Genomic DNA, 20,957 nt, shown 5'->3' on the forward strand with positions numbered 1-20,957 from the left:
CCGCAATGTCTCATTATCTGAAATACTTTGCCCTGATTTATTCAATCTTGCTAATTGTCGTCGGCATGATTGTGTACTGGCTGAATCTCGGTGCCGTTATTTTCATTCCTGCGTTAATTGCCTCGGCTTTTCTGTCTGCCCGGCATTTTGCACATCGGGAATTACGCCTCCCCACTCCAGAAGAGAAAAAGACACTGGTCTGGGGTTCCACCATTGTAGCCATGACTCTCGGCTTTATTTTTATCTTTATGATGATCTGGCTGCACCCTTATACCGATGAAATTTTCAGGCGAATCGGTTATTTAGGTCGCGGTCCGAATTCTTTTATTATCGCTGCCCTGATCGCACTCCATGCTGGACTGTTCCATATCGCCTATCAGGGCTATGCGCGTTACAGCCTGACTAAAATGCCTAAGAAGCATGCCTAATCACGAAACCTTTTCTTCTAGTCGCGTGATACTTTCAAGTATCATGTGACTTTCATCGTATTTTAATACTTTTAACTTGCTGAATATTTCACCAATTCATTACAATCAAGACACTTGCTGGTATAGCTTTCTTCTTTTTAAGCCGACTGGTATAGCTTTCTTCTTTTTGAGCCGATAAGCAACAACAATAAAAATACATCCTTGAGATAAGAATGATGATGAAAAAATATTTGAGCTATTTCACCATGGTATATCTGATCGCCATTTTGATCGTAGCCGGATTAAACATGTGGATTGATATTCCGGGCAGCAGCACCGCTATTCCAGCCCTGTTCGGTGCAGGGATGGCAGTAGCGATCAAATTTGTTCAAGATCAGCAGCGCCGGCCCAATACACATGAGAAAAAACAGCTGGTCTGGGGCTGCCTGGGGATTAGCGTATTGATTAGCCTGATTCTGTCCTTGGTAATGTTGTCGATTTCTACCGAACGGGAAATCATCTTGGGTTTATTGGAATCGTTACCATTCGGAATCTGGATGTTGGTATTAATGCTCGGCCTTGCGATTCAATATATCGTTCTGGCCCTATGCTTTGGCTGGATGAGCAGAACAGCGTTGAAAGGTCTGGAAACTAGAAAACAGGCCAAATAATCACTTCTTTCAAAAATAGCAGATATAAAAAAAGCACCCGGAGGTGCTTTTTTTTTACTTTCGACTGAATCAGCCTGGAGTATGGTACATCAGGTACAATTCATTCAGATTTTCTGGAATTTCTTCCGCAAGCTCGTCCATTAACTGGCCATTGCGACGGAAAGATTCCATTTGTGGATCTTCTTCATCGATACCACTGAAGACCATGATTGGCAAGGTTAAATCTACCAACTGTTCTTCAAATTCTTCTGTGAACCATGCTTCTTCGTTCAGGAACATCGCATCCACAAAACCGACACTCCAGTCACCTAGACTAGATTCGGTATCCGCTTCTTCAATTTCGAACGGAAAGGTGATGCCTTCTTCATTGGCCAAGCTTTGACGGATCGATTCTAGCCATGCTTTAACCTGATTGATGATTTCTGCAGGCACTTTTTTCTGATTGCCTTCAAAAAGTTCATCTAACCATCTGTCAAATTGTGGACCAACGGCAATCGCACACAGGAAACCATGAGTTGCCGCGAAATCCAGACCATACTCATTTTGGTCGCCATCCAGATAGTCACTCAACAGGTCTAAATCTAAAGCACTCATCTAATATCCAAACTTAAAAATTTTGAAAGGACTAGCATAGCATTTATTTATGCCAGGCTAAATCCGAATTCAGTCTTCGTCGTCGAAGTCATCGTCGTCGAAGTCATAGTCAAAATCCTTGAGTTCGCGCTCAAGACGGCGTTGTGATAACAGGTCGTCAATCAAGCGACGTTTTTCTAACGACTCTTTTGCACTGATCTTGCTCGATGCTTCATCGAAGTTAACATCATCATCACCGTAGTTATCATCTAGTTCAAAATCTGTAGAAGACACTAAAACTACCTCATTGTGAAAAATGTAAAGGGTCCTGAGCGCTATTTATCTTGCCTAAAATTTCTTGTCAAGTTTTATTTTTTATTTTGTAGTTTTATACGTTTATGGACTTGTACTAACCCTGTAATATTGTGTATTTATGAACAGGGTATTTTTTGAATATTTTTTATTCAGCCTTAAACCTGAACGATTCTGAAACAAGAGCAGGAAATATACTTGAAAATATAAGCTTAGCCCCAATATAGGTATTCAATTGTTGTTCAAACATATTTATTAAAATCATGCTTGACTGATCAATTCCAAAACTATTTTAGGTGAATTGTGCTATCATGCACGGTTTTTCACTGCCACAGATTCAACGAAGAGTAAGCAAAGATGAGCGATATGACTTCCCCTACTTCGCAAGTAGCGGCTCTGATTAGCCGAGGCAAAGAACAAGGTTATTTAACCTTCGCTGAGGTTAACGATCATCTCCCGGACTCAATCACAGAAAGCGAACAGATTGAAGACATCATCCAGATGTTGAATGATGTTGGTATCCCGGTGCATGATCGCGCGCCTGAATCTGATGATGCGATGTTCGAGGATACTGCAGAGGCTGCCGATGAAGTTGCAGAAGAAGAAGCTGCAGCAGTACTTGCATCTGTAGAGAATGAGCCAGGTCGTACAACAGACCCTGTACGCATGTACATGCGTGAAATGGGGACCGTTGAACTTTTAACGCGTGAAGGCGAAATTAGCATTGCGAAACGCATTGAAGAAGGTATTCGTGACGTTCTGCACTCAATTGCTTACTGGCCAAATGCCGTAGAAGTTGTACTACAAGAATACAAAGATTATGAAGCAGGTGAACGCCGCCTTGCTGACATTCTGTCAGGTTATTTAGACCCTGAAACTGATGATGATATTCCGGAAGTTTTGGAAGAAGAAACTGAACTGGAAGATGATGAAGATTCAAGTACCAAGTCAACCAAAGATGTAAAACTGGATGACGATGAAGAAGACGAAGAGTCTGACGGTAATGATGATTCTGAAGGTGATTCAGGTCCAGATCCAGAAATTGCCAAAGTTCGTTTTGCTGAACTCAGCGATGCCTGGAAAAATACCAAATCAGTTCTGGAAAAACACGGTCGTAACAGCAAGGAAGGTGAAGAAGCCCTTCAAGCGCTTGCTGCTGTGTTCATGATGTTCAAGTTTACGCCACGTCTGTTTGACATCATTTCCGAAATGATCCGTGGTACACACGACCAGATCCGTGGCGCTGAACGTGAAATCATGCGTTATGCCGTGCGTCGTGGCCGTATGGACCGTACCCAGTTCCGTACTTCTTTCCCAGGTCAGGAATCTAATCCAGGCTGGCTGGATGAGCAGATTGCGAAAGCACCTGCGGATCAGAAAGCTTATCTGGAAAAAGTACGTCCAGACGTACTGGCCTTCCAGCAAAAAATTGCTGACATTGAAAATGATCTTGGCCTGAAAGTTCGTGACATCAAAGATATCGCGAAACGCATGGCGGTGGGTGAAGCGAAAGCACGTCGTGCCAAGAAAGAAATGGTTGAAGCAAACTTACGTCTGGTAATTTCGATTGCGAAGAAATACACCAACCGTGGTTTGCAATTCCTTGACTTGATTCAAGAAGGTAACATCGGTTTGATGAAAGCCGTGGATAAGTTTGAATACCGTCGTGGTTATAAATTCTCGACCTATGCAACATGGTGGATTCGTCAGGCGATTACCCGTTCGATTGCCGACCAGGCACGTACCATTCGTATTCCAGTACACATGATTGAAACCATTAACAAGATCAACCGTGTATCTCGTCAATTGCTTCAAGAAATGGGTCGTGAACCAACACCGGAAGAACTGGGCGAACGTCTGGAAATGGATGAAGTGAAGGTTCGTAAAGTACTGAAAATCGCGAAAGAACCGATTTCGATGGAAACTCCAATCGGTGATGATGAAGATTCGCATTTGGGTGACTTCATTGAAGACAGCAACATCACTTCACCAGTGGATGCTGCAACTTCAGAAGGTTTAAAAGAAGCGACTCGCGAAGTACTGGAAAACCTGACTGAACGTGAAGCGAAAGTTCTGAAAATGCGTTTCGGTATCGACATGCCAACGGATCATACTTTGGAAGAAGTGGGCAAACAGTTCGATGTAACCCGTGAACGTATCCGTCAGATCGAAGCCAAAGCACTGCGCAAGCTGCGTCATCCTTCCCGTTCTGAACACTTGCGTTCATTCCTGGAAAATGACTAAGTTTTGATACAAACTTGGAGACTTGAAATTTCTTCAACTGTCTCCATTTTGTATTGCAATACACCCAAACGCCTGCACCATGCAGGCGTTTCGAATAAGGGGACTACATGTTAGACCGTACACCTTCTCGTGAACTCCGCGAAGATCTTTGGGTTTTCCCAATGGACTACCCGATCAAACTCATTGGCTTGGCAGGTGAAGAACTGCTGACTGCTGTGGTGGATATTTTTACCAAACACTTCCCTGAATTTGATGGCAACAGTGTCACTATTACCCCATCACGTACGGGTAAATATCACTCCATCACTGCACAACTGCGCTTCCTGGAACTGGAACAAGTGCATGCAGTATATGCAGACTTGGCAGCTTGCCCACTAATCAAGACTGCACTTTAAGATTATTCTGCTCCAACCTTGGCAAATTAAAAAACACGCTTTCGGGCGTGTTTTTTTATGCCTGAATTGTCCATCATGACATTTACTCAAGATCACTCCCCTATCTGTGCCTGAAATCATTATAATTCTTTACAGTATTATTCAATTTTCTAAGGACGCATACTGTGACAGCTGCGGTTCAAAAACCTTCCCTAATGATCCGTCAATATAAAGACCTGACTCCCTACGAAGACCGTTTTCTGGAAATGAAAAGCTTCACGGAAAACCGTGATGAAAACACCCCGGATGAATTGTGGATTTTGCAGCACCATGATGTCCTGACCCAAGGCCAAGCAGGTAAACCTGAACATATCCTGATTCCAACCAATATTCCGGTGATTCAGACCGATCGTGGTGGTCAAGTCACTTGGCATGGCCCAGGCCAGCTGGTGGCTTACTTTATGTTTGACCTAAACCGCTTAGGCTGGAATGTCCGCACCTTGGTCTCTTATGCCGAAAACCTGATGATCCAGCTCCTAAAAAATCATGGCATTGAAGCCTATGCCAAACCGGATGCACCGGGCGTGTATGTCGGTGAACGCAAGATCGGTTCACTGGGCTTTAAAATCCGTAAAGGTCGCAGCTATCATGGTTTGGCGCTGAACATCAACTGTGACCTAACCGGTTTCCATACCATCAACCCTTGTGGTTATGCAGGTTTAGAAATGGTGCGGATTCATGACCTGATTGATAACCCGCCGAATTTTGATGACTTGTGTGTTGAAATTATTGAAACTTTAACCAGCAGCGGTTACTTTAAGGACGTGACTGTCGAGCAAAGATAATCCTTTGCATTTCAATAATAAATAAATTAGAGTAATTACTCTAAATAAATAATTCCAGGTAGGGATCATCACGTGATTGCAACTAAATCCGTTAAACCTGCTTTGCAACAAGCCTATGTCAAACTCATGATGGATGTGATTGGCCGTGGCTTGGTCATGGCAAGTCAGGTCGATGAGGAAATCAAACAGGAAGTTGCCCAGTTTCCGGCGAATTTCACACTTTCCATGAAAGTCTTCCCGAACGGCCCAGCCTTTATTGCCCGGGTCACTGAAGACAAGCAGCTTGAATTGGTGAAGTCCTTGGATGGAAAACCGGACCTCACCATCACCTTTAAACATCTGCATCATGCATTTTTGGTATTTTCTTTCCAGGAAAGTACCTCACAGGCGTTTGCTAATGACCGCATGATTGCCGATGGCGATATTTCCTATGCAATTCGCCTGGTGCGTTGCCTGAACAAAATGGAAGCTCTGATTTTGCCAAAACTGCTGGCACAACTGGCGGTAAAAGAATATCCAAGCAATCTCAGCCTGAAAGAAAAAATAACCGAAGCAGGCTCAATTTATTTAAAAGTCGCTCAATCTTATCTGAAACGGAGTGTATAACATGGCAAAACCTTATTATGAATTTTTCTGTCCAGTCAAAATCATTGCTGGTCATGCCGCGTTAGAACACATTCCTTTTGAACTGGCGACTTTAGGTGCCAAACGTCCACTGATCATTACTGACAAAGGCGTACGTGCCAACAAATTACTGGTACCCATTGAAGCGGCTTTTGAATCGACTGAAGCTGAAATTGCGGCGATTTTTGATGATGTCCCACCGGACTCAAGTCTGGAAACGGTACGTAAAGCCGCCCAACTGTACCGCCAAAACAATTGTGACGCGATTATTGCCGTGGGCGGTGGTTCAGTGATTGATACCTCTAAAGCGACCAATATTCTGGTTTCCGAAGGTGGTGATGACCTGCTGCAATACTCAGGTGCACACAACCTGCCTAAGCCACTGAAACCGTTTTTCGTGATTCCAACGACTTCGGGTACAGGCTCTGAAGTGACCATGGTTGCGGTGGTATCGGATACAGAAAAGAACGTGAAAATGCCATTCGCATCCTACTATCTGATGCCGCATGCCGCAATTCTGGATCCACGTATGACCCAGACCCTACCACCGCACCTGACTGCAATGACGGCGATGGATGCGATGACCCATGCGGTAGAAGCCTATACCTGTATGGCCGCTAATCCGATTTCTGATGCTTATGCAACAGCTGCAGTAAAAAAAGTCAGCGAGAACCTATTTAAGGTGCTGGACAACCCAACCGATGCGCAAGGTCGTCTGGAACTGGCTCAAGCTTCGACTATGGCCGGCATTGCCTTCTCTAATTCAATGGTCGGTCTAGTTCATTCCCTGGGTCATGCGCTAGGTGCAGTCGCTCACCTGCCACATGGTCTGTGTATGAACCTGTTCCTCCCTTATGTCCTGGAATATAACAAGGAAGTGAATGGCGAGAAGATTGCCGATCTGCTGCTGCCACTCGCAGGTCCAGACATCTATGCCCAAACACCAGGTCACTTACGTGCCGATAAAGCTATTGCCAGCATTCTGGCGATGCGTGACCGCATTTATGCCTTGACGAAATTGCCTCGTACATTAAGTGAAACAGGTAAGGTTTCTAAAGCACAATTAGACGAAGTTGCCGAGAAAGCATTGAATGATGGTTCCATCATTTACAACCCGAAAGAAGCCACTCTAGAAGATTTGAAATCGATCTTAAAAAAAGCTTGGTAATTCTTGAAAAATAAGCGAATATAACCGCAAATTCAGGCCTGATGTTTTTTTGAACATCAGGCTTTTATCATGCGTGAAAGGATGCCGATAAATTATGATCACTTTGGCACATTTCATGCTGTAAATATCTCAAAAAAATTGCTAGCAAAAGTTTTCATTCTGGAGTAGATTGGCGCGCTTTTGCTTAATTTGTAGGGGGGATCGTTCGTCTCAAACGATCCTTATTAAATATGACTGATCCTTGATCAACGATTAAGAGGATAACGCCGTTGACAAATTTATCTGGGACTCAATCGGCAGCTAAACTGCAAAAAACGCTAGGACTCTGGCACATCATTATTATTGGTTTAGCTTATATTCAACCAATGACATTATTTGATACTTTCGGTCTAGTATCAGAAGAAAGTCATTTTCATGTTCCTACGTCTTACATCATTGCGCTAATTGCAATTTTGTTTACTTCGATCAGTTATGGTCACATGATTCGTCGCTACCCTTCTTCGGGTTCAGCATATACCTATGCCCAAAAATCGATTCACCCGAATATCGGTTTCATGGTGGGCTGGTCATCTTGGCTAGATTATCTATTATCGCCAATGGTTAACATCATTCTGGCGGTGATCTATCTGGAAGCACTGTTCCCGGATGTCAATCACTGGGTATGGGTTGTCGTGCTGACCGCCTTCATGACCGGAGTAAACCTGCGTGGTGCACGCTTCGTAGCGAACTTTAACAGTACGATCGTATTCGTACAGTTACTGGTGATCGCGATCTTCACATGGATGGTGTATACCAAGCTTCAAGCTGGTTTTAATGCCGATGGTCCGATTACACCAGAACAGCGTTATCAGTTATGGAGTTTAGAGCCATTCTGGAATGAACTGACTTCAGTGGGCGCCCTGATTACCGGTGCAACCTTACTGTGCTTCTCATTCACTGGTTTTGACTCACTGAGTTCTCTGGCTGAAGAAACTAAAGACACTGAAAACACTCTGCCTAAAGCGATTTTCTTGACTGCTTTAATCGCGGGTGTAATCTTTATTATCAGTACCTACTTCATGCAGTTGTATTTCCCATCTGCGCCTGGCACATATTTCAAAAATATTGCTGAAACGCAACCAGAAATCCTGTTACTGGTCGGTGGCTCACTATTCCAGTCTTATGTACTGACGTTCGCAATCATTACCGTAATGGCATCAGGTATCTCTGCACACGCAGGTGTATCTCGTCTGATGTATGTAATGGGTCGTGATGGCGTGATCAACAAAAAGATCTTTGGTCATATCAGTCCGAAAAACTTCACACCGAACTACAACATCCTGATCGTGGGTGCAGTGGCTTTGACTGCTGGCTTCATGGACCTGGACATCGTGATTTCAATGATCAGCTTCGGTGCCTTGACTGCATTTACTTTCGTAAACCTGTCAGTAATTTCACGTTATGCTTTACGTGATGGTCGTACCAAGACTGCCAAAGAAATTTTCAGCTTTGTGGTGATTCCACTTCTGGGTTTCATCAGTATCTTTGCGATGTGGCTGGAAATTGAAGAAACTGCACTGAAATACGGTTTATGGTGGGCAATGTTCGGTATCCTGTACTTGGGTTACAAAACCAAGGGCTTTAAGCACCCTGCTCCACAACATAACGAGTTTGAATAATTTCCTGAATTGTTCAGACTTCAAAAAGGCGCCTTGTGCGCCTTTTTCTTTGGGAATTTGTTCGATGCTGATTTTTTTTAACGGAGACGACAATTAAAGCCCATCCGGGTATCTACGATATTATTGTGATATCCGAGTCTTTCAATAAAGACATTACGGTCTTTGAGCACCTCCTGCGCTTCCAGACTTAAGCGAGCCTTGTTTTGTACTGCCATACGGTAGGTTTCATTCACCACACCCTGGAAAATATTGCAGACTTCCTGACGCTTGGGCTGCTTGAGAATCCGGCCACGCCAGCTTAGTTCAAAATCATTTTTAGTCAGGGTTTTACCCCATGCCTCAATCCGATCATTCAGGCGTTGCTGCATTTCCGCTAATCCCTGCTGAATTTCTTCCTGAGTCATCGGCTTTATAGCTTCCTGCTGAGGTTCTGTCTGCTGTGGTTCTTCCGCTCGACTTGACAAGTTAAGCACCAACAATGTAGCACAGCTAGCGATCATCCATCCCTTTCTCAATTTATCTTCCTTTTTATAAAGTACTTAGCTTTGTTATAGCGAAGTTAGGCAAGAAGATAAAATAAACGGGTCGTCTTGTTACATAAAATAAAAAAAGCCACCCATAGGCTAATGCCAGTCAGTTAAGAGATTGACTGGCATTTTTTTGGGTATTTCTGTGGTTTCCCTTTCACAACTCGTGGGTAGTTTCTACTTCTTTTTTTCGGTAAAACATACCTTTTAGATTTTTCCATTAAACTTTCTAGATGTTTAGGCAAATTGCCTGCGGAAGCCAAAGAATCAAACTTCAATAGGTTAAGGATAGCAATAGAGGTAATATGAAAGCTCATTCTCAAAGGACTGACTTTTGCACGTTGAGCCATATATTTCATTTGTCTTCTTAGAATATTATAGGCAATAAAGACTCCCCATAACTCTTGATAAATCAAGGTAGGTTGTTTACTCCTTAAATGCTTCCCTTCCTGTAAGTTACTCTTGATTTCTCGGTAACACATTTCTATTTCCCAACGCTGGGCATAGAGTTTTGCTAAAGCTAATAATGGATATCTCTTTGAATCTATTAGTGAAGTGATATAACGTCTAATCTTACCTGCCTGCTCAACCCCAATGAGACGTGCTTCCCAATAATCTCCTAAGGCTGGATTAAGTTTTTTAGCTCTTGTTGATATCGGCATTCTAATATGAAAGTCATGTTGCGAATTACGCTCCACAATCTCATACCGTAAATTATCTTTTGCACGCATAAGCCAATGACTTTCTTCTGCACGTTTTTGCCACCCGATGAGAAAATCTGCAGAGAAATAGGCTCGATCAAATAGGGTAATACTGTGTGAACAAGGAGATAATTGGCTTGCCAGTGTGAGTTCACCTTGATCCATACTGCCTATTTGAGCATCTATAATTTCATGGGTCGCGGTATTTACTAAGCAGGTTGCTCTCACTTGTGGATAAGGAGCATCAGCAGTTTTTCCTTTAGATGAACCAAAGTGTGCAAAATTCTCATCTGTATAAGGCATAGACCAAACAACACCATCAACAGCGCACACACTCAGACCGTGAAAGTTTGAGTATTGCTGCTGAGATTCTTCAAACCAGGCTTGGCTAAGTAAAGAAAATAGCGCATTTAAAGGTTCTGATCCTAAACGTTGTCGTGCTTGTACTACTGCGCTAGGAACACAATATTCTGTTGTACCAAATACAAGTTTTAGTTGTTCTACGACATATCCGATAGGTTGATTTCGAAATAAAGCGAGTCCAATGACAAGCCATACCACATGTTCAGCGGGTAACTTCCTTCTTCTAATTGATGCCTTACCTGTTTGATTCAGACTTTCCTCAATCCAGTTGAAATCAATAAATTCACTAAAATGGCTAAGTGAAGGTAAAGAATGTTGAAGGGTGCAATCTAAATTTTCAGATAAAGTCATAAAAAAAAATGAGCGTATTTACATACACTCATTTTTACTACATTTTACTAATATTTGCTTAACTGACTGGCATTAACCCATAGGCAGCTTTTTGAAATCCGGGGAATTCGTTTGCTTAAAGTGGTTTAAAGCCCTGCTGACGCCATGCTTCATACACGATCACAGCGGTTGCATTGGAGAGATTTAGACTACGAGAATTTTCTGCCATCGGTAAACGAATCCAGTGTTCTTTCGGGAACAGCATACGCACGTTTTCTGGCAGACCACGGGTTTCTGGACCCATTAGTAAGGCCACTGGACGATTTAGATCAGAAGTATGCGGCGTTTCAAAACCTTTGGTGGTGAGTGGATACACGGCATCACGCGTAATGCCTTGACTTTCCAGATTTGCTAGACATTCTTCGATATTTTCCCAGATCTGCATACGTGCATATTCATGATAATCCAGACCGGCACGTTTCAACTTTTTATCATCCAGTTCAAAACCCAGTGGCTTGATCAGGTGTAACTGTGCTCCCGTGTTTGCACACAGGCGAATGATATTCCCTGTATTGGATGGAATTTCCGGCTCATATAAAACAACATGGATCACAGCATTTCTCTACTTTGGGGAGTTCAGTGGCCGTTTAGGACCACTGCAGTTTTTCACGTAAATTCACCACTTCACCAATGATGGTCAAGGTTGGTGCTTGAATATGGTGCTCAGATACCTTGGATGCAATATCTTGGAGCGTGCCGACCAGCACTTTTTGCTCTGGTGTGGTGCCTTTGGACACCAAGGCCACAGGCATATCTGGGCGCTGGCCATGGGCAATCAGTTGCTGGCAGATTTTTTCCAGTCCGACCAAGCCCATATACAGTACCAGCGTCTGATTTTCATAGACAAGCTCATTCCAAGGCAGTTCAGGAGAACCTTCTTTTAAATGGCCCGTCAGGAAACGGACACTTTGCGCATAGTTGCGGTGGGTCAATGGAATGCCTGCATAGGCTGAACAGCCAGAAGCTGCGGTAATACCCGGTACCACCTGGAATGGCACGCCGGCAGCAAACAGCTCTTCGATCTCTTCACCGCCACGGCCAAAGATAAACGGATCACCACCTTTCAGGCGGCAAACGCGCTTGCCTGCTTTGGCATATTTCACCAGCAAGGCATTAATGCCTTCTTGTGGTACGGCATGATTGGAACGTGCTTTACCGACGTAGACTTTTTCAGCATCACGACGACAGAGTTCCATAATCGGATCAGAAACCAGACGGTCATAGATCACCACATCCGACTGTTGCATCAGGCGTAAGGCTTTCAGTGTGAGCAGTTCTGGATCGCCTGGACCCGCACCCACCAGATAGACTTCACCATTCGGTTTTTGCCATTCGTTCAGCGCCTGTTCAATCAGACGATCTGCTTCAGCCAGGTTGTCATTAAATGCCTGCTCTTTCAACGGACTAGCGTACAAGTCTTCCCAGAAGATACGGCGTTCATCTGGGTTACTGATTTTTGCTTTTACAGCACTACGCCATTTCCCGGAAAATGCAGCCAGTGCGCCCATGCCATGTGGAATAGTCGCTTCTAGCTGGGTACGGATCTGACGCGATAACACCGGTGACGTGCCATTGCTGGCGACTGAAATCACCAGTGGTGAACGGTCAATAATTGCAGGAACCATGAAACGGCAATGCGGTGGATCATCCACACTATTCACTAGTACATTTTCAGCTTCACAGGCTTCAAAGACCTGACGGTTAACTTCAGCATCATCGGTTGCTGCAATCACCAGACGGTAGAAACGTAAAGGAATTTCAGGATTGAAAGGTGTCTGAACATATTGACCGGCGGTCGCCTGAACAATCTCAAGCAGACCCGCTTCGATCTCAGGTGCTACCACGGAAATGATTGCACCTGCTTTCTGCAGAAGAACTGCCTTGCGGTAAGCAATATGTCCACCACCGACAATCAGACAAGGTTGCTGCTGCAACTTTAACGAGATTGGGAAAATATCCACGAAAAGCCTCAAATTTTAAGATCTGACTGTCTAAGCAATTTTCATGCACATTTTGGTGCAGACACCGAATTTTTAGTCGATGTACTCTGCACCGCCCATGTAAGGACGTAAAACTTCAGGAATTTCGATCGAGCCATCAGCACGTTGATAGTTTTCCATCACGGCTAATAAAGTACGACCCACAGCCAAACCTGAACCGTTCAGGGTATGCACGAATTCAGTTTTCTTCTGATCCACACGGTAACGCGCTTTCATACGGCGTGCCTGGAAGTCCCACATGTTAGAACATGAAGAAATTTCACGATAGGTATTTTGGCTAGGTACCCAAACTTCAAGGTCATAAGTTTTGCATGCACCAAAGCCCATATCACCGCCACACAGCACAATTTTACGATATGGCAAGCCAAGAGCCTGCAAGATGCCTTCAGCATGACCTGTCAATTCTTCCAGTGCCTGCATAGAATCTTCAGGTTTCACGATCTGAACCATTTCTACTTTATCGAACTGGTGCTGACGGATCAGGCCACGTGTGTCACGACCATAAGAGCCGGCTTCACTACGGAAACATGGCGTATGTGCAGCATATTTTAGTGGTAGACGGTCGGCATCAATGATTTCATCACGAACGAAGTTAGTCACTGGTACTTCTGCAGTCGGAATCAGGTAAAACTCTTTCTCACCTTGCAACTTGAACAGGTCTTCTTCAAATTTTGGTAATTGACCCGTACCACGTAGAGAATCAGCGTTCACCAAGTAAGGCACATAGGCTTCGGTATAACCATTTTTCAGAGTATGGGTGTCCAGCATAAACTGGGTAATCGCACGTTGCAGACGCGCCAATGGACCTTTCAGGACACTAAAACGGGAACCAGTTAACTTAGTCGCAGTTTCAAATTCCAGACCACCCATCATTTCACCAAGATCAGTGTGGTCTTTGATTTCGAAGTCAAAAGTACGTGGTGTACCCCATTTCAGGATTTCCACGTTGTCATTTTCATCTTTACCTGCTGGTACTGATTCATGTGGCAGGTTAGGAATAGATAAAGATTTCTCTTCAAGCTCAGCTTGCAGTTCAGCCAGTGCAGCTTCAGCAGCTTTGATTTCATCACCAATCGCAGCCATGCGTGCCATGATTTCAGAGGCATCGCCACCGGCTTTCTTGATTTGGCCAACCTGTTTCGCACCCGCATTACGCTCAGCTTGCAGCGATTCAGTTTTGGACTGAATTTCCTTACGGCGAGCTTCCAGTGATGCCCACTCTTCGACATTCAGTTGAACACCACGTTTTGCCAAGGCTAAATTTACAGCCTCAATATTATTTCTGAGTAATTTCGGGTCGATCATAGCCAATCTTTAGATAAGAAAAAAACTGGCTATAGTGTAAGCTCTTAACGCTAAAAAATACAGTAACCCATCGGGTGGCTGGCCTTTATTAGCACAATATTTAAGGGGTTGTTGCTACCAATCCGGTTAAATATTCTGGCTTGATCAGCTTCGCCAGGTCAGTATAGGAAATTTTCAGCTCTGGCATACCCATCGTGTAATCGGCCAGTTCATACAGCGGATAAACCAGTACCAAGCCATTCGCACCAAAGTAGAAATTATCGCTCAGTTTCAGCTGTTCCTTGTTAATGCCCCGTGCATTTAGCCAAACCAGATTAGAATCATATAAGGTATCTAAAAGTTTCTGTTCTGAACCTTTCTGCAAAATATCTTCTAAAGCAATACGCTTCTGTTTGTTTAAATCCAGATTAACGTATTCAGTATGGTATAGCCCATGCTCAGCACCGGTCTTGAAGTTGTAGGTCTTAATAACAAAGGTTGCCAGATCATAACGCTGCCCGACCAAGCTCACAGTCATGGAACGCTGTTCTACACTGTTCACCTCATCCTCAGTGGCTTTCGTTTGCTGTACTTTAAACGCTACCGGTTCAGCGCGTTTCAGACGTTCAAGGAAATAATCATCAATCCAGGCGACATTGCTTTGTATAGTTTGCAGATCAAAACGGGTACAACCTTCTTTTTCACAGGATAAAGTCCGCGCACCTTCTACTGCGACCCTCTTGGCTTGGATCAATGGAATCGTATCCTGCTTCTGCTCAACTACCGTTTGTGCCTGTGGCTGTTCCTGTTGCTGACATCCAAACAATCCACCCATGCTGATGGTAATCAAGCTCATCCACAGTACCGGTTTCAATTGCTGCATCTTCATCCTGAAATCCTTGGGTTTGGCATTTTAATCACAAGAGGTTGTCTACTATACAAAGCTCAGCTCAGGATTGACACGTCCGCATAGTCACAAACCTGATTTCATTGGTATTCCTGAGCACTTTCCGATCAGTTAACCATAAAAAAGGCAGCCTGATTGGGCTGCCTCATGGATATATCTAAACCAATATTATTGGTCGATGATATCAGTACCTTTCGGTGGTGCGAAGTTAAACGTCGAAGCTGGAATACTTGGATTTACCTTCACATTTTTAAAGTTGATATAGGTGGTTTGACCTAGAGAGTCTTCCAAAATCATCAGGCTTGGAGCTTTGTTGGCACCAAAACTAATAGTCAGGCTTTCAAACGCACCATCTTTAGTTTTTGGATAAAGCTTGTAATAAGTCTTGCCTTTGTTCGGTTGAGTCACACGGTAAGCATGCATAATTTGGCTGGTATTCCCAGAAAGTAACAATGCTGGGGTGTTGGCAACCTGTTCATCCAGGCTTTGACGTACTGCTTGTTGCAAGTCTGGATCGTAAATCCACACAGTTTTACCAGTCGTCGCAATGGTCTGTTTCGCTGGAGAAGTAGTTTCCCAGTAGAACTTGCCCGGACGCTGAACTTTCATTACCCCACGGAAGGTCTGGTTCATGTGCTGGGCACTTAAACCTTTTTTCTGGGTCGCTTTGGGATTGGTCACCTTGGTGGTCTGCTCAAAGTTCGCAGTCAGGCTATGGATATTGCTCAGCTGTTTCACCAGGTTGTTTGTCGCTTGTTGCTCCGTCGCTGCAGTTGCGGCAAATACAGTTGTGCTCATGACAGGTGCCAGTGTCGCCGCACCGATCGTTATGGCACATACAGTTTTACGAAGCATATTCATAATCTCACCTTTGTTGTATTTGCATCATCGCAATTTGTCTGATGCCTCATCTTAAACCAATTTCAAAAACTAAGATGATAGAAAATAAGAAGTTTTGTATTGTTATTAATGCAAAATCACGGATTTTGTTCATCATGATGAAGATGCAGATACATTTTTCACTACACTTTGAAGCTGCTACTGTCAATTTTCAGGCATAAAAAAACCCACAGAAACTGTGGGTTTTTTTATTTCTGTAGAATTATGCTTCAACAGATACGTAGCGACGACCGAATTGGCCTTTCACTTCGAATTTTACTACGCCGTCAGCAGTAGCAAATAAAGTATGGTCACGGCCCATACCTACGTTTGCACCAGCGTGGAATTCAGTACCACGTTGACGAACGATGATGTTACCTGCAGTTACAGTTTGACCACCGTAAACTTTAACACCTAACATCTTAGGATTCGAATCACGACCGTTCTTAGTCGAACCACCGGCTTTTTTAGTTGCCATGTCTCATTACTCCTAGTAATTAGCCTGAAATGCTAGTAATTTTCAACTCGGTGAACCATTGACGGTGACCTTGTTGTTTACGGTAGTGCTTACGACGACGCATTTTGATGATGCGGATTTTGTCGTGACGACCATGGCTAACTACTTCTGCAGTTACTTTAGCGCCAGCTACCACTGGAGCACCGATTTGAATGCTGTCACCGTTAACAAGCATCAACACGTCATCAAAAGTAACAGTTGAGCCAGTTTCAGCTTTCAATAATTCAACTTTAAGGGTTTCGCCCTCAACTACACGGTGCTGTTTACCACCGCTTTGGATTACTGCGTACATAATGTACTCCAAACATGCCCGTGTCGTCGTGCCGATAAAGGGATATATCGATCTTAAAACGAACGCCACTGGGGGTTATACAAGGGCAAAGATTTTAAGGGATATTTGAACAAACAACAAGCCATTTTACTGAAATTCTGACCTGCGTGTTTTTGCATCTGATTGACTATATACTTAAATTTAGAAAAATCAGAGACTCATGAAATTTCTTGCAACAAAAATCAACTGAGTTAAGGCCTAAGTTTTGATTAGTATACTGAGCCAATTTCTCCCTGATTTGGGGAGATTCAAGGTAAATCTGTACGCGACGACAGTGATTCAAATAGTGTCTAATTGATTTTATTCATCTTAAAAAGCTGATTTTTAGCAAAGTTTGTGCGTTTCTTATCTGTCACGGATGTTATAAATTGTTAAACTACGGACTTGAGATTTACCAGAATAGAGGTTCCCTTTCACATGACCATCGACTTTAAGCAAGATATTCTCGCTCCTGTGGCACATGACTTTGCTGCGATGGACACATTTATTAATGAGGGAATCACGTCAAAAGTTGCCTTGGTGATGGCCGTCAGCAAACACGTGGTCGAAGCTGGCGGTAAACGCATGCGTCCGATCATGTGCCTGCTGGCAGCAAAAGCCTGTGGTGCAGAAGATCTGGACCAGCATCGCAAGCTGGCCGCAATTATTGAAATGCTGCATACCGCAACACTGGTACATGATGATGTCGTGGATGAATCTGGCCTGCGTCGTGGCCGCCCAACCGCTAATGCCACCTGGAACAACCAGACTGCGGTACTTGTAGGTGACTTCCTGATCTCACGTGCTTTCGATCTATTGGTTGATCTGAACAACATGACCTTGTTAAAAGACTTCTCCACAGGCACCTGTGAAATTGCCGAAGGTGAAGTGTTGCAACTGCAATCCCAGCACCAGCCAGAAACCACTGAAGCCACTTATCTGAACATTATTCACGGTAAAACTTCACGCCTGTTTGAACTGGCGACTGAAGGTGCTGCGATTCTTTCAGATAAGCATGAATTCCGTGAGCCGCTACGCAAGTTTGCTGGTCATTTCGGCAATGCTTTCCAGATCATTGACGATATTCTGGACTACACTTCAGATGCAGAAACGTTGGGTAAAAACATCGGCGATGATTTGATGGAAGGCAAACCTACCTTGCCATTGATTGCTGCATTAAAAAATACCTCAGGTGATGATTTTGAAATTGTGCGTAAGAGTATCGCCACTGGTGGTACTGATCACCTCGAACAGGTGATTCGCATTGTGAATGAATCAGGAGCTCTGGATTACTGCCGTCAGCGTGCAACTGAAGAAACTGATGCCGCAATTGCTGCACTGGATTCACTGCCAGACTCGGAATACCGTCAGGCACTGGTGAATCTGGCAAAACTTGCATTGCACCGAATCCAATAGATCTCAACATTGCCTATGCATATTCAATTCTCCGATATATTCCAGACCATGCAACAGCAGCTTGAGCAACCTCAAGCTGCCTTAGATGAAAACCTGCTGATTGAACTCGTGAATCGTATACGGCCACGAGACAGCAAAGATACGGAAGAAATCGAAGAAAAATTTCAAGCATTTCTACAATCTCTTCTTATTACACCCAATGCGGTGACGACCCTACAAACCTTTGTTTTGCGGGTAATTAACCGCTACAAGCAAACCAGCCTGTTCTCCGATACCGGGATTCTATCCTTAGACGGTTTCTGGAACCAACTGAATCAGCGCATTGGCGCGCATATCCTGCCGTTGATTCCGGATGAAAAAAGCCTGCAGGAACTGGTACGCCGCATTTTTCATGAACGCAGTGATCGTTACTGGCTGGATTACCTCAATGATCAGGACTGGCAACAGCTTTTTAGCGTCCTCAATCAGGGCCACTCCAATCAGCTGGAGAAGACCCGGATCAAGGACGAAGTCATCAAAGCACTCACCATTCTGTCCTACCGGATCAGTGGGATCGGCTTACATCCTGAATTTATCAATGCCCAGCCTGAACTGATGGAATATGAATCGCCGTTTCTGATTCAGAACCGTGAGATCAATGACTTCATTCAGCAATATAAGAAATGCTTTGATCATGCCGATCTGACTGATTCAGTTGCTTTACCGGATGCTTCTCAAGCCATGGTGATGCTAGAACAATGCCATGATGTCGTTGCAAAAATCCGCCGTTCCACTAAACGGATCGGAGTAAGTGTCAGCCTGACCTATATGCTGGCATTACTAGAACAGTGTCTGGAACGAATCGAGATTCTACTGAATATGATTCTGGAGGATGACCAACAACGCTATCTGTCTATGGGTTATTTTCTGGTCGATATTACCGAAGCTCTCTATAGCGAACGCAGTGTACGTTCGCTACTGGCAACCAATAGCGAATTACTGGCCTTACAGGTAACGGAAAATGCCTCCAAAACCGGTGAACATTATGTAAGTACCGACAAGGAAGGCTTCTGGGCCATGTATAAGGCCGCAGCCGGTGCCGGTGTGCTGATTGCTATTATGGCCACGCTGAAAACCTTGATGGCACGAGTCACTATGGCGCCATTGATGCAGGCCTTTAGTTACAGCATGAACTATTCACTCGGTTTTATGCTGATTCATGTGCTGCACTTTACTGTTGCTACCAAACAGCCTGCGATGACCGCAGCCGCACTAGCTTCTACTGTACAGCAGCGTAAAGGGTCCAAGACGGCACAGATTGCTGAACTAGCGGCACTGATTGTGAATATCATCCGAACCCAATTTGTGGCAATTCTGGGCAATATCTCGATTGCGATTCCTGTTGCAGCTGTGATTGCATTTTTCTGGGATGCTGCAATGCATGAACCCTTAATGAATCATGCCAAAGCAGCCAAGACGCTACATGACTTGAATCCATTTACTTCACTGGCAATTCCACATGCGGCCATTGCCGGAGTATGTTTGTTCCTGTCCGGACTGCTCGCGGGTTATTTTGACAATATGGCGGTGTACCGTAAGGTAGGTCCACGTTTAAAAGCGCATACTCGCCTGAAAAGATTGATGGGACAGGAACGTCTAAATAAATTTGCCGAATATATGGAACGAAATCTGGGTGCGCTCGGCGGTAACTTTATTTTCGGGGTGATGCTTGGCAGTATGGGTACCATCGGTTATATCCTGGGGCTACCATTAGATATCCGCCATATTGCCTTTGCGTCTGCCAATTTTATTCAAGGCCTGATGAATATCAATGGCCCAGATATTGGTTTAATAATTGTGTCTTTCTTGGGCGTGCTTTTCATTGGTCTCACCAACTTATTTGTAAGTTTTACCCTAACCATTATTGTAGCATTACGTGCCCGTCGAGTGCGTTTTGAACAGTGGAAGCCATTGGCCAAACTGGTCATGACCCACTTCCTGACTCGTCCAAGTGATTTCTTCTGGCCACCAAAGCAAGTGGTTGAAATTGACGAAAATCATACGACGAGCAAAGGCTAAAACAGTGATAATTTCTCGGATTTTAAAAACACAAATACTTATTTAAAATAAGGATTTTGTTTAAAAACCACACACTTGAAAAAAAGTGTACTGACAAGTACACTTCAGAACAGACGGTTAACCGGTATCATAGCGGTTAGAAAGGACAAGCATTTAAAGCTTGCTGCACTTGTTGCTTTTTGTCGATTTTTTGTTTGGTTTTCAGCATGTTTGAGCGTTCTATTTCACTGTTTTATTCATTTGAATAAAAATTCATGAAATAAATCATTCAGCAGTACTGAAAGCAAAATTGTTCAAAAACACAACAAAAAATCGCAGACTCATTCATACGGTGTGGCATGCCATTTGTATTACTTTTCTTAGCCATGCTCTGGTGTATTGACCAGCTTTGGTATAAAAAGTAGGCAAAGAAAATTTTATATGTGTCGGAATTCTTGAAGGAATCACCCTCACAGGGTTATCTCAGCTGCTGATTGCCTGAGCACAGTGACCCGAACTTTTTCTATGGAGGAAGTTCGGGTGGCTGTGCTTTCCGTGTCTTTGTGACCTACCTCTAGTCGCACAGCCCATTCATCAGCCAACAAGACATGAGTCATATTTTTTGACTGACTGGAAAAAACGTGTGGATAGTCCGGAGTAGCGTGATCTTTCCTTATTGAATAGTGATCCGGTAGGAATATAAGTTTTATTTCGGTTTCGTTTTAGTATTTAATTCACATTAAATACAAA

21 protein-coding genes are annotated in these 20,957 nt (G+C 43.8%); 10 read left to right on the forward strand and 11 right to left on the reverse strand.

Annotated features, from left to right (window positions below; translation table 11 throughout):
• Window positions 1-5 precede the first annotated feature (5 nt).
• Complete coding sequence (locus tag ABEF84_RS11395) at window positions 6-428, forward strand: ABZJ_00895 family protein (protein ID WP_347452999.1); 423 nt, start codon at window positions 6-8, stop codon at window positions 426-428.
• Window positions 429-640: 212 nt separating this feature from the next.
• On the forward strand, window positions 641-1,078 hold the full coding sequence (locus tag ABEF84_RS11400; protein WP_347454784.1) for an ABZJ_00895 family protein: 438 nt from the start codon (window positions 641-643) through the stop codon (window positions 1,076-1,078).
• A 69-nt stretch (window positions 1,079-1,147) separates the two neighbouring features.
• Here ABEF84_RS11400 and ABEF84_RS11405 read toward each other — a convergent pair whose 3' ends face one another.
• Window positions 1,148-1,672, reverse strand: a complete 525-nt coding sequence (locus ABEF84_RS11405) for a YecA family protein (RefSeq protein ID WP_034585813.1) — start codon at window positions 1,670-1,672, stop codon at window positions 1,148-1,150.
• 69 nt (window positions 1,673-1,741) lie between these two features.
• The gene (locus tag ABEF84_RS11410) at window positions 1,742-1,945 is read right to left on the reverse strand and encodes a PA3496 family putative envelope integrity protein (RefSeq protein WP_347454783.1); all 204 of its coding nucleotides are present in this window, start codon (window positions 1,943-1,945) and stop codon (window positions 1,742-1,744) included.
• 375 nt (window positions 1,946-2,320) lie between these two features.
• Here ABEF84_RS11410 and rpoD point away from each other — a divergent pair, with 375 nt between their 5' ends.
• The 6 genes from rpoD to ABEF84_RS11440 all read left to right on the forward strand — a co-directional run bounded on the left by rpoD (window position 2,321) and on the right by ABEF84_RS11440 (window position 8,876).
• Window positions 2,321-4,207, forward strand: coding sequence for an RNA polymerase sigma factor RpoD (gene rpoD, locus ABEF84_RS11415; RefSeq protein ID WP_034585819.1), 1,887 nt, complete (start codon window positions 2,321-2,323; stop codon window positions 4,205-4,207).
• Window positions 4,208-4,314: 107 nt separating this feature from the next.
• Window positions 4,315-4,602, forward strand: coding sequence for a YbeD family protein (locus ABEF84_RS11420; RefSeq protein WP_034585821.1), 288 nt, complete (start codon window positions 4,315-4,317; stop codon window positions 4,600-4,602).
• A 164-nt stretch (window positions 4,603-4,766) separates the two neighbouring features.
• Entirely contained in the window at window positions 4,767-5,426 is a 660-nt protein-coding gene (lipB, locus tag ABEF84_RS11425) for a lipoyl(octanoyl) transferase LipB (protein WP_034585824.1), read from the forward strand.
• A 72-nt stretch (window positions 5,427-5,498) separates the two neighbouring features.
• Window positions 5,499-6,032 carry a hypothetical protein gene (locus ABEF84_RS11430; protein WP_034585826.1) on the forward strand — a complete coding sequence of 178 codons (534 nt, stop codon included), beginning with the start codon at window positions 5,499-5,501 and terminating at the stop codon, window positions 6,030-6,032.
• Between the two features lies 1 nt (window position 6,033).
• Entirely contained in the window at window positions 6,034-7,218 is a 1,185-nt protein-coding gene (locus ABEF84_RS11435) for an iron-containing alcohol dehydrogenase (protein WP_034585829.1), read from the forward strand.
• A 269-nt stretch (window positions 7,219-7,487) separates the two neighbouring features.
• Complete coding sequence (locus ABEF84_RS11440; RefSeq protein ID WP_034585832.1) at window positions 7,488-8,876, forward strand: APC family permease; 1,389 nt, start codon at window positions 7,488-7,490, stop codon at window positions 8,874-8,876.
• A gap of 77 nt (window positions 8,877-8,953) precedes the next feature.
• Here ABEF84_RS11440 and ABEF84_RS11445 read toward each other — a convergent pair whose 3' ends face one another.
• From ABEF84_RS11445 to rplU, 9 genes are all read right to left on the reverse strand, one after another.
• The gene (locus tag ABEF84_RS11445) at window positions 8,954-9,391 is read right to left on the reverse strand and encodes a hypothetical protein (RefSeq protein ID WP_347454782.1); all 438 of its coding nucleotides are present in this window, start codon (window positions 9,389-9,391) and stop codon (window positions 8,954-8,956) included.
• 122 nt (window positions 9,392-9,513) lie between these two features.
• Window positions 9,514-10,818: an IS4 family transposase gene (locus ABEF84_RS11450; RefSeq protein ID WP_347454781.1), complete on the reverse strand. Its 1,305-nt coding sequence runs from the start codon at window positions 10,816-10,818 to the stop codon at window positions 9,514-9,516.
• Window positions 10,819-10,933: 115 nt separating this feature from the next.
• The gene (locus ABEF84_RS11455) at window positions 10,934-11,410 is read right to left on the reverse strand and encodes a tRNA (cytidine(34)-2'-O)-methyltransferase (protein ID WP_347454780.1); all 477 of its coding nucleotides are present in this window, start codon (window positions 11,408-11,410) and stop codon (window positions 10,934-10,936) included.
• Window positions 11,411-11,444: 34 nt separating this feature from the next.
• Window positions 11,445-12,818 (reverse strand): siroheme synthase CysG, encoded by a 1,374-nt coding sequence (gene cysG / locus ABEF84_RS11460; RefSeq protein ID WP_347454779.1) that lies wholly within the window; start codon window positions 12,816-12,818, stop codon window positions 11,445-11,447.
• A 72-nt stretch (window positions 12,819-12,890) separates the two neighbouring features.
• Window positions 12,891-14,162, reverse strand: a complete 1,272-nt coding sequence (gene serS, locus ABEF84_RS11465) for a serine--tRNA ligase (RefSeq protein ID WP_034584601.1) — start codon at window positions 14,160-14,162, stop codon at window positions 12,891-12,893.
• Between the two features lie 100 nt (window positions 14,163-14,262).
• The gene (locus ABEF84_RS11470; protein WP_347454778.1) at window positions 14,263-15,030 is read right to left on the reverse strand and encodes an RsiV family protein; all 768 of its coding nucleotides are present in this window, start codon (window positions 15,028-15,030) and stop codon (window positions 14,263-14,265) included.
• Between the two features lie 186 nt (window positions 15,031-15,216).
• On the reverse strand, window positions 15,217-15,909 hold the full coding sequence (gene lolA / locus ABEF84_RS11475) for an outer membrane lipoprotein chaperone LolA (RefSeq protein ID WP_347454777.1): 693 nt from the start codon (window positions 15,907-15,909) through the stop codon (window positions 15,217-15,219).
• A 241-nt stretch (window positions 15,910-16,150) separates the two neighbouring features.
• Window positions 16,151-16,405: a 50S ribosomal protein L27 gene (gene rpmA, locus ABEF84_RS11480; RefSeq protein WP_004760935.1), complete on the reverse strand. Its 255-nt coding sequence runs from the start codon at window positions 16,403-16,405 to the stop codon at window positions 16,151-16,153.
• A gap of 19 nt (window positions 16,406-16,424) precedes the next feature.
• Window positions 16,425-16,736, reverse strand: coding sequence for a 50S ribosomal protein L21 (gene rplU / locus ABEF84_RS11485; RefSeq protein WP_034583574.1), 312 nt, complete (start codon window positions 16,734-16,736; stop codon window positions 16,425-16,427).
• Window positions 16,737-17,192: 456 nt separating this feature from the next.
• On the opposite strand from rplU, the gene sdsA reads away from it, so the two are divergent.
• Both sdsA and ABEF84_RS11495 read left to right on the forward strand, forming a co-directional pair.
• Complete coding sequence (gene sdsA, locus ABEF84_RS11490; protein ID WP_034583576.1) at window positions 17,193-18,170, forward strand: All-trans-nonaprenyl-diphosphate synthase; 978 nt, start codon at window positions 17,193-17,195, stop codon at window positions 18,168-18,170.
• A gap of 15 nt (window positions 18,171-18,185) precedes the next feature.
• The gene (locus ABEF84_RS11495; protein ID WP_034583579.1) at window positions 18,186-20,228 is read left to right on the forward strand and encodes a site-specific recombinase; all 2,043 of its coding nucleotides are present in this window, start codon (window positions 18,186-18,188) and stop codon (window positions 20,226-20,228) included.
• Window positions 20,229-20,957: the final 729 nt, after the last annotated feature.

Source organism: Acinetobacter sp. ANC 7912 (genome assembly GCF_039862785.1).
Classification (GTDB): Bacteria; Pseudomonadota; Gammaproteobacteria; order Pseudomonadales; family Moraxellaceae; genus Acinetobacter; species Acinetobacter thermotolerans.

Excerpts from the sequence above, each read along its gene's own strand:
- ABEF84_RS11395 (WP_347452999.1), top strand. The coding sequence starts at position 6 with ATGTCTCATTATCTGAAATACTTTGCCCTGATTTATTCAATCTTGCTA.
- ABEF84_RS11400 (WP_347454784.1), top strand. The coding sequence starts at position 641 with ATGATGATGAAAAAATATTTGAGCTATTTCACCATGGTATATCTGATC.
- ABEF84_RS11405 (WP_034585813.1), bottom strand. The coding sequence starts at position 1,672 with ATGAGTGCTTTAGATTTAGACCTGTTGAGTGACTATCTGGATGGCGAC.
- rpoD (WP_034585819.1), top strand. The coding sequence starts at position 2,321 with ATGAGCGATATGACTTCCCCTACTTCGCAAGTAGCGGCTCTGATTAGC.
- ABEF84_RS11420 (WP_034585821.1), top strand. The coding sequence starts at position 4,315 with ATGTTAGACCGTACACCTTCTCGTGAACTCCGCGAAGATCTTTGGGTT.
- ABEF84_RS11435 (WP_034585829.1), top strand. The coding sequence starts at position 6,034 with ATGGCAAAACCTTATTATGAATTTTTCTGTCCAGTCAAAATCATTGCT.
- ABEF84_RS11450 (WP_347454781.1), bottom strand. The coding sequence starts at position 10,818 with ATGACTTTATCTGAAAATTTAGATTGCACCCTTCAACATTCTTTACCT.
- serS (WP_034584601.1), bottom strand. The coding sequence starts at position 14,162 with ATGATCGACCCGAAATTACTCAGAAATAATATTGAGGCTGTAAATTTA.
- ABEF84_RS11470 (WP_347454778.1), bottom strand. The coding sequence starts at position 15,030 with ATGAAGATGCAGCAATTGAAACCGGTACTGTGGATGAGCTTGATTACC.
- lolA (WP_347454777.1), bottom strand. The coding sequence starts at position 15,909 with ATGAATATGCTTCGTAAAACTGTATGTGCCATAACGATCGGTGCGGCG.
- rpmA (WP_004760935.1), bottom strand. The coding sequence starts at position 16,405 with ATGGCAACTAAAAAAGCCGGTGGTTCGACTAAGAACGGTCGTGATTCG.
- rplU (WP_034583574.1), bottom strand. The coding sequence starts at position 16,736 with ATGTACGCAGTAATCCAAAGCGGTGGTAAACAGCACCGTGTAGTTGAG.
- sdsA (WP_034583576.1), top strand. The coding sequence starts at position 17,193 with ATGACCATCGACTTTAAGCAAGATATTCTCGCTCCTGTGGCACATGAC.
- ABEF84_RS11495 (WP_034583579.1), top strand. The coding sequence starts at position 18,186 with ATGCATATTCAATTCTCCGATATATTCCAGACCATGCAACAGCAGCTT.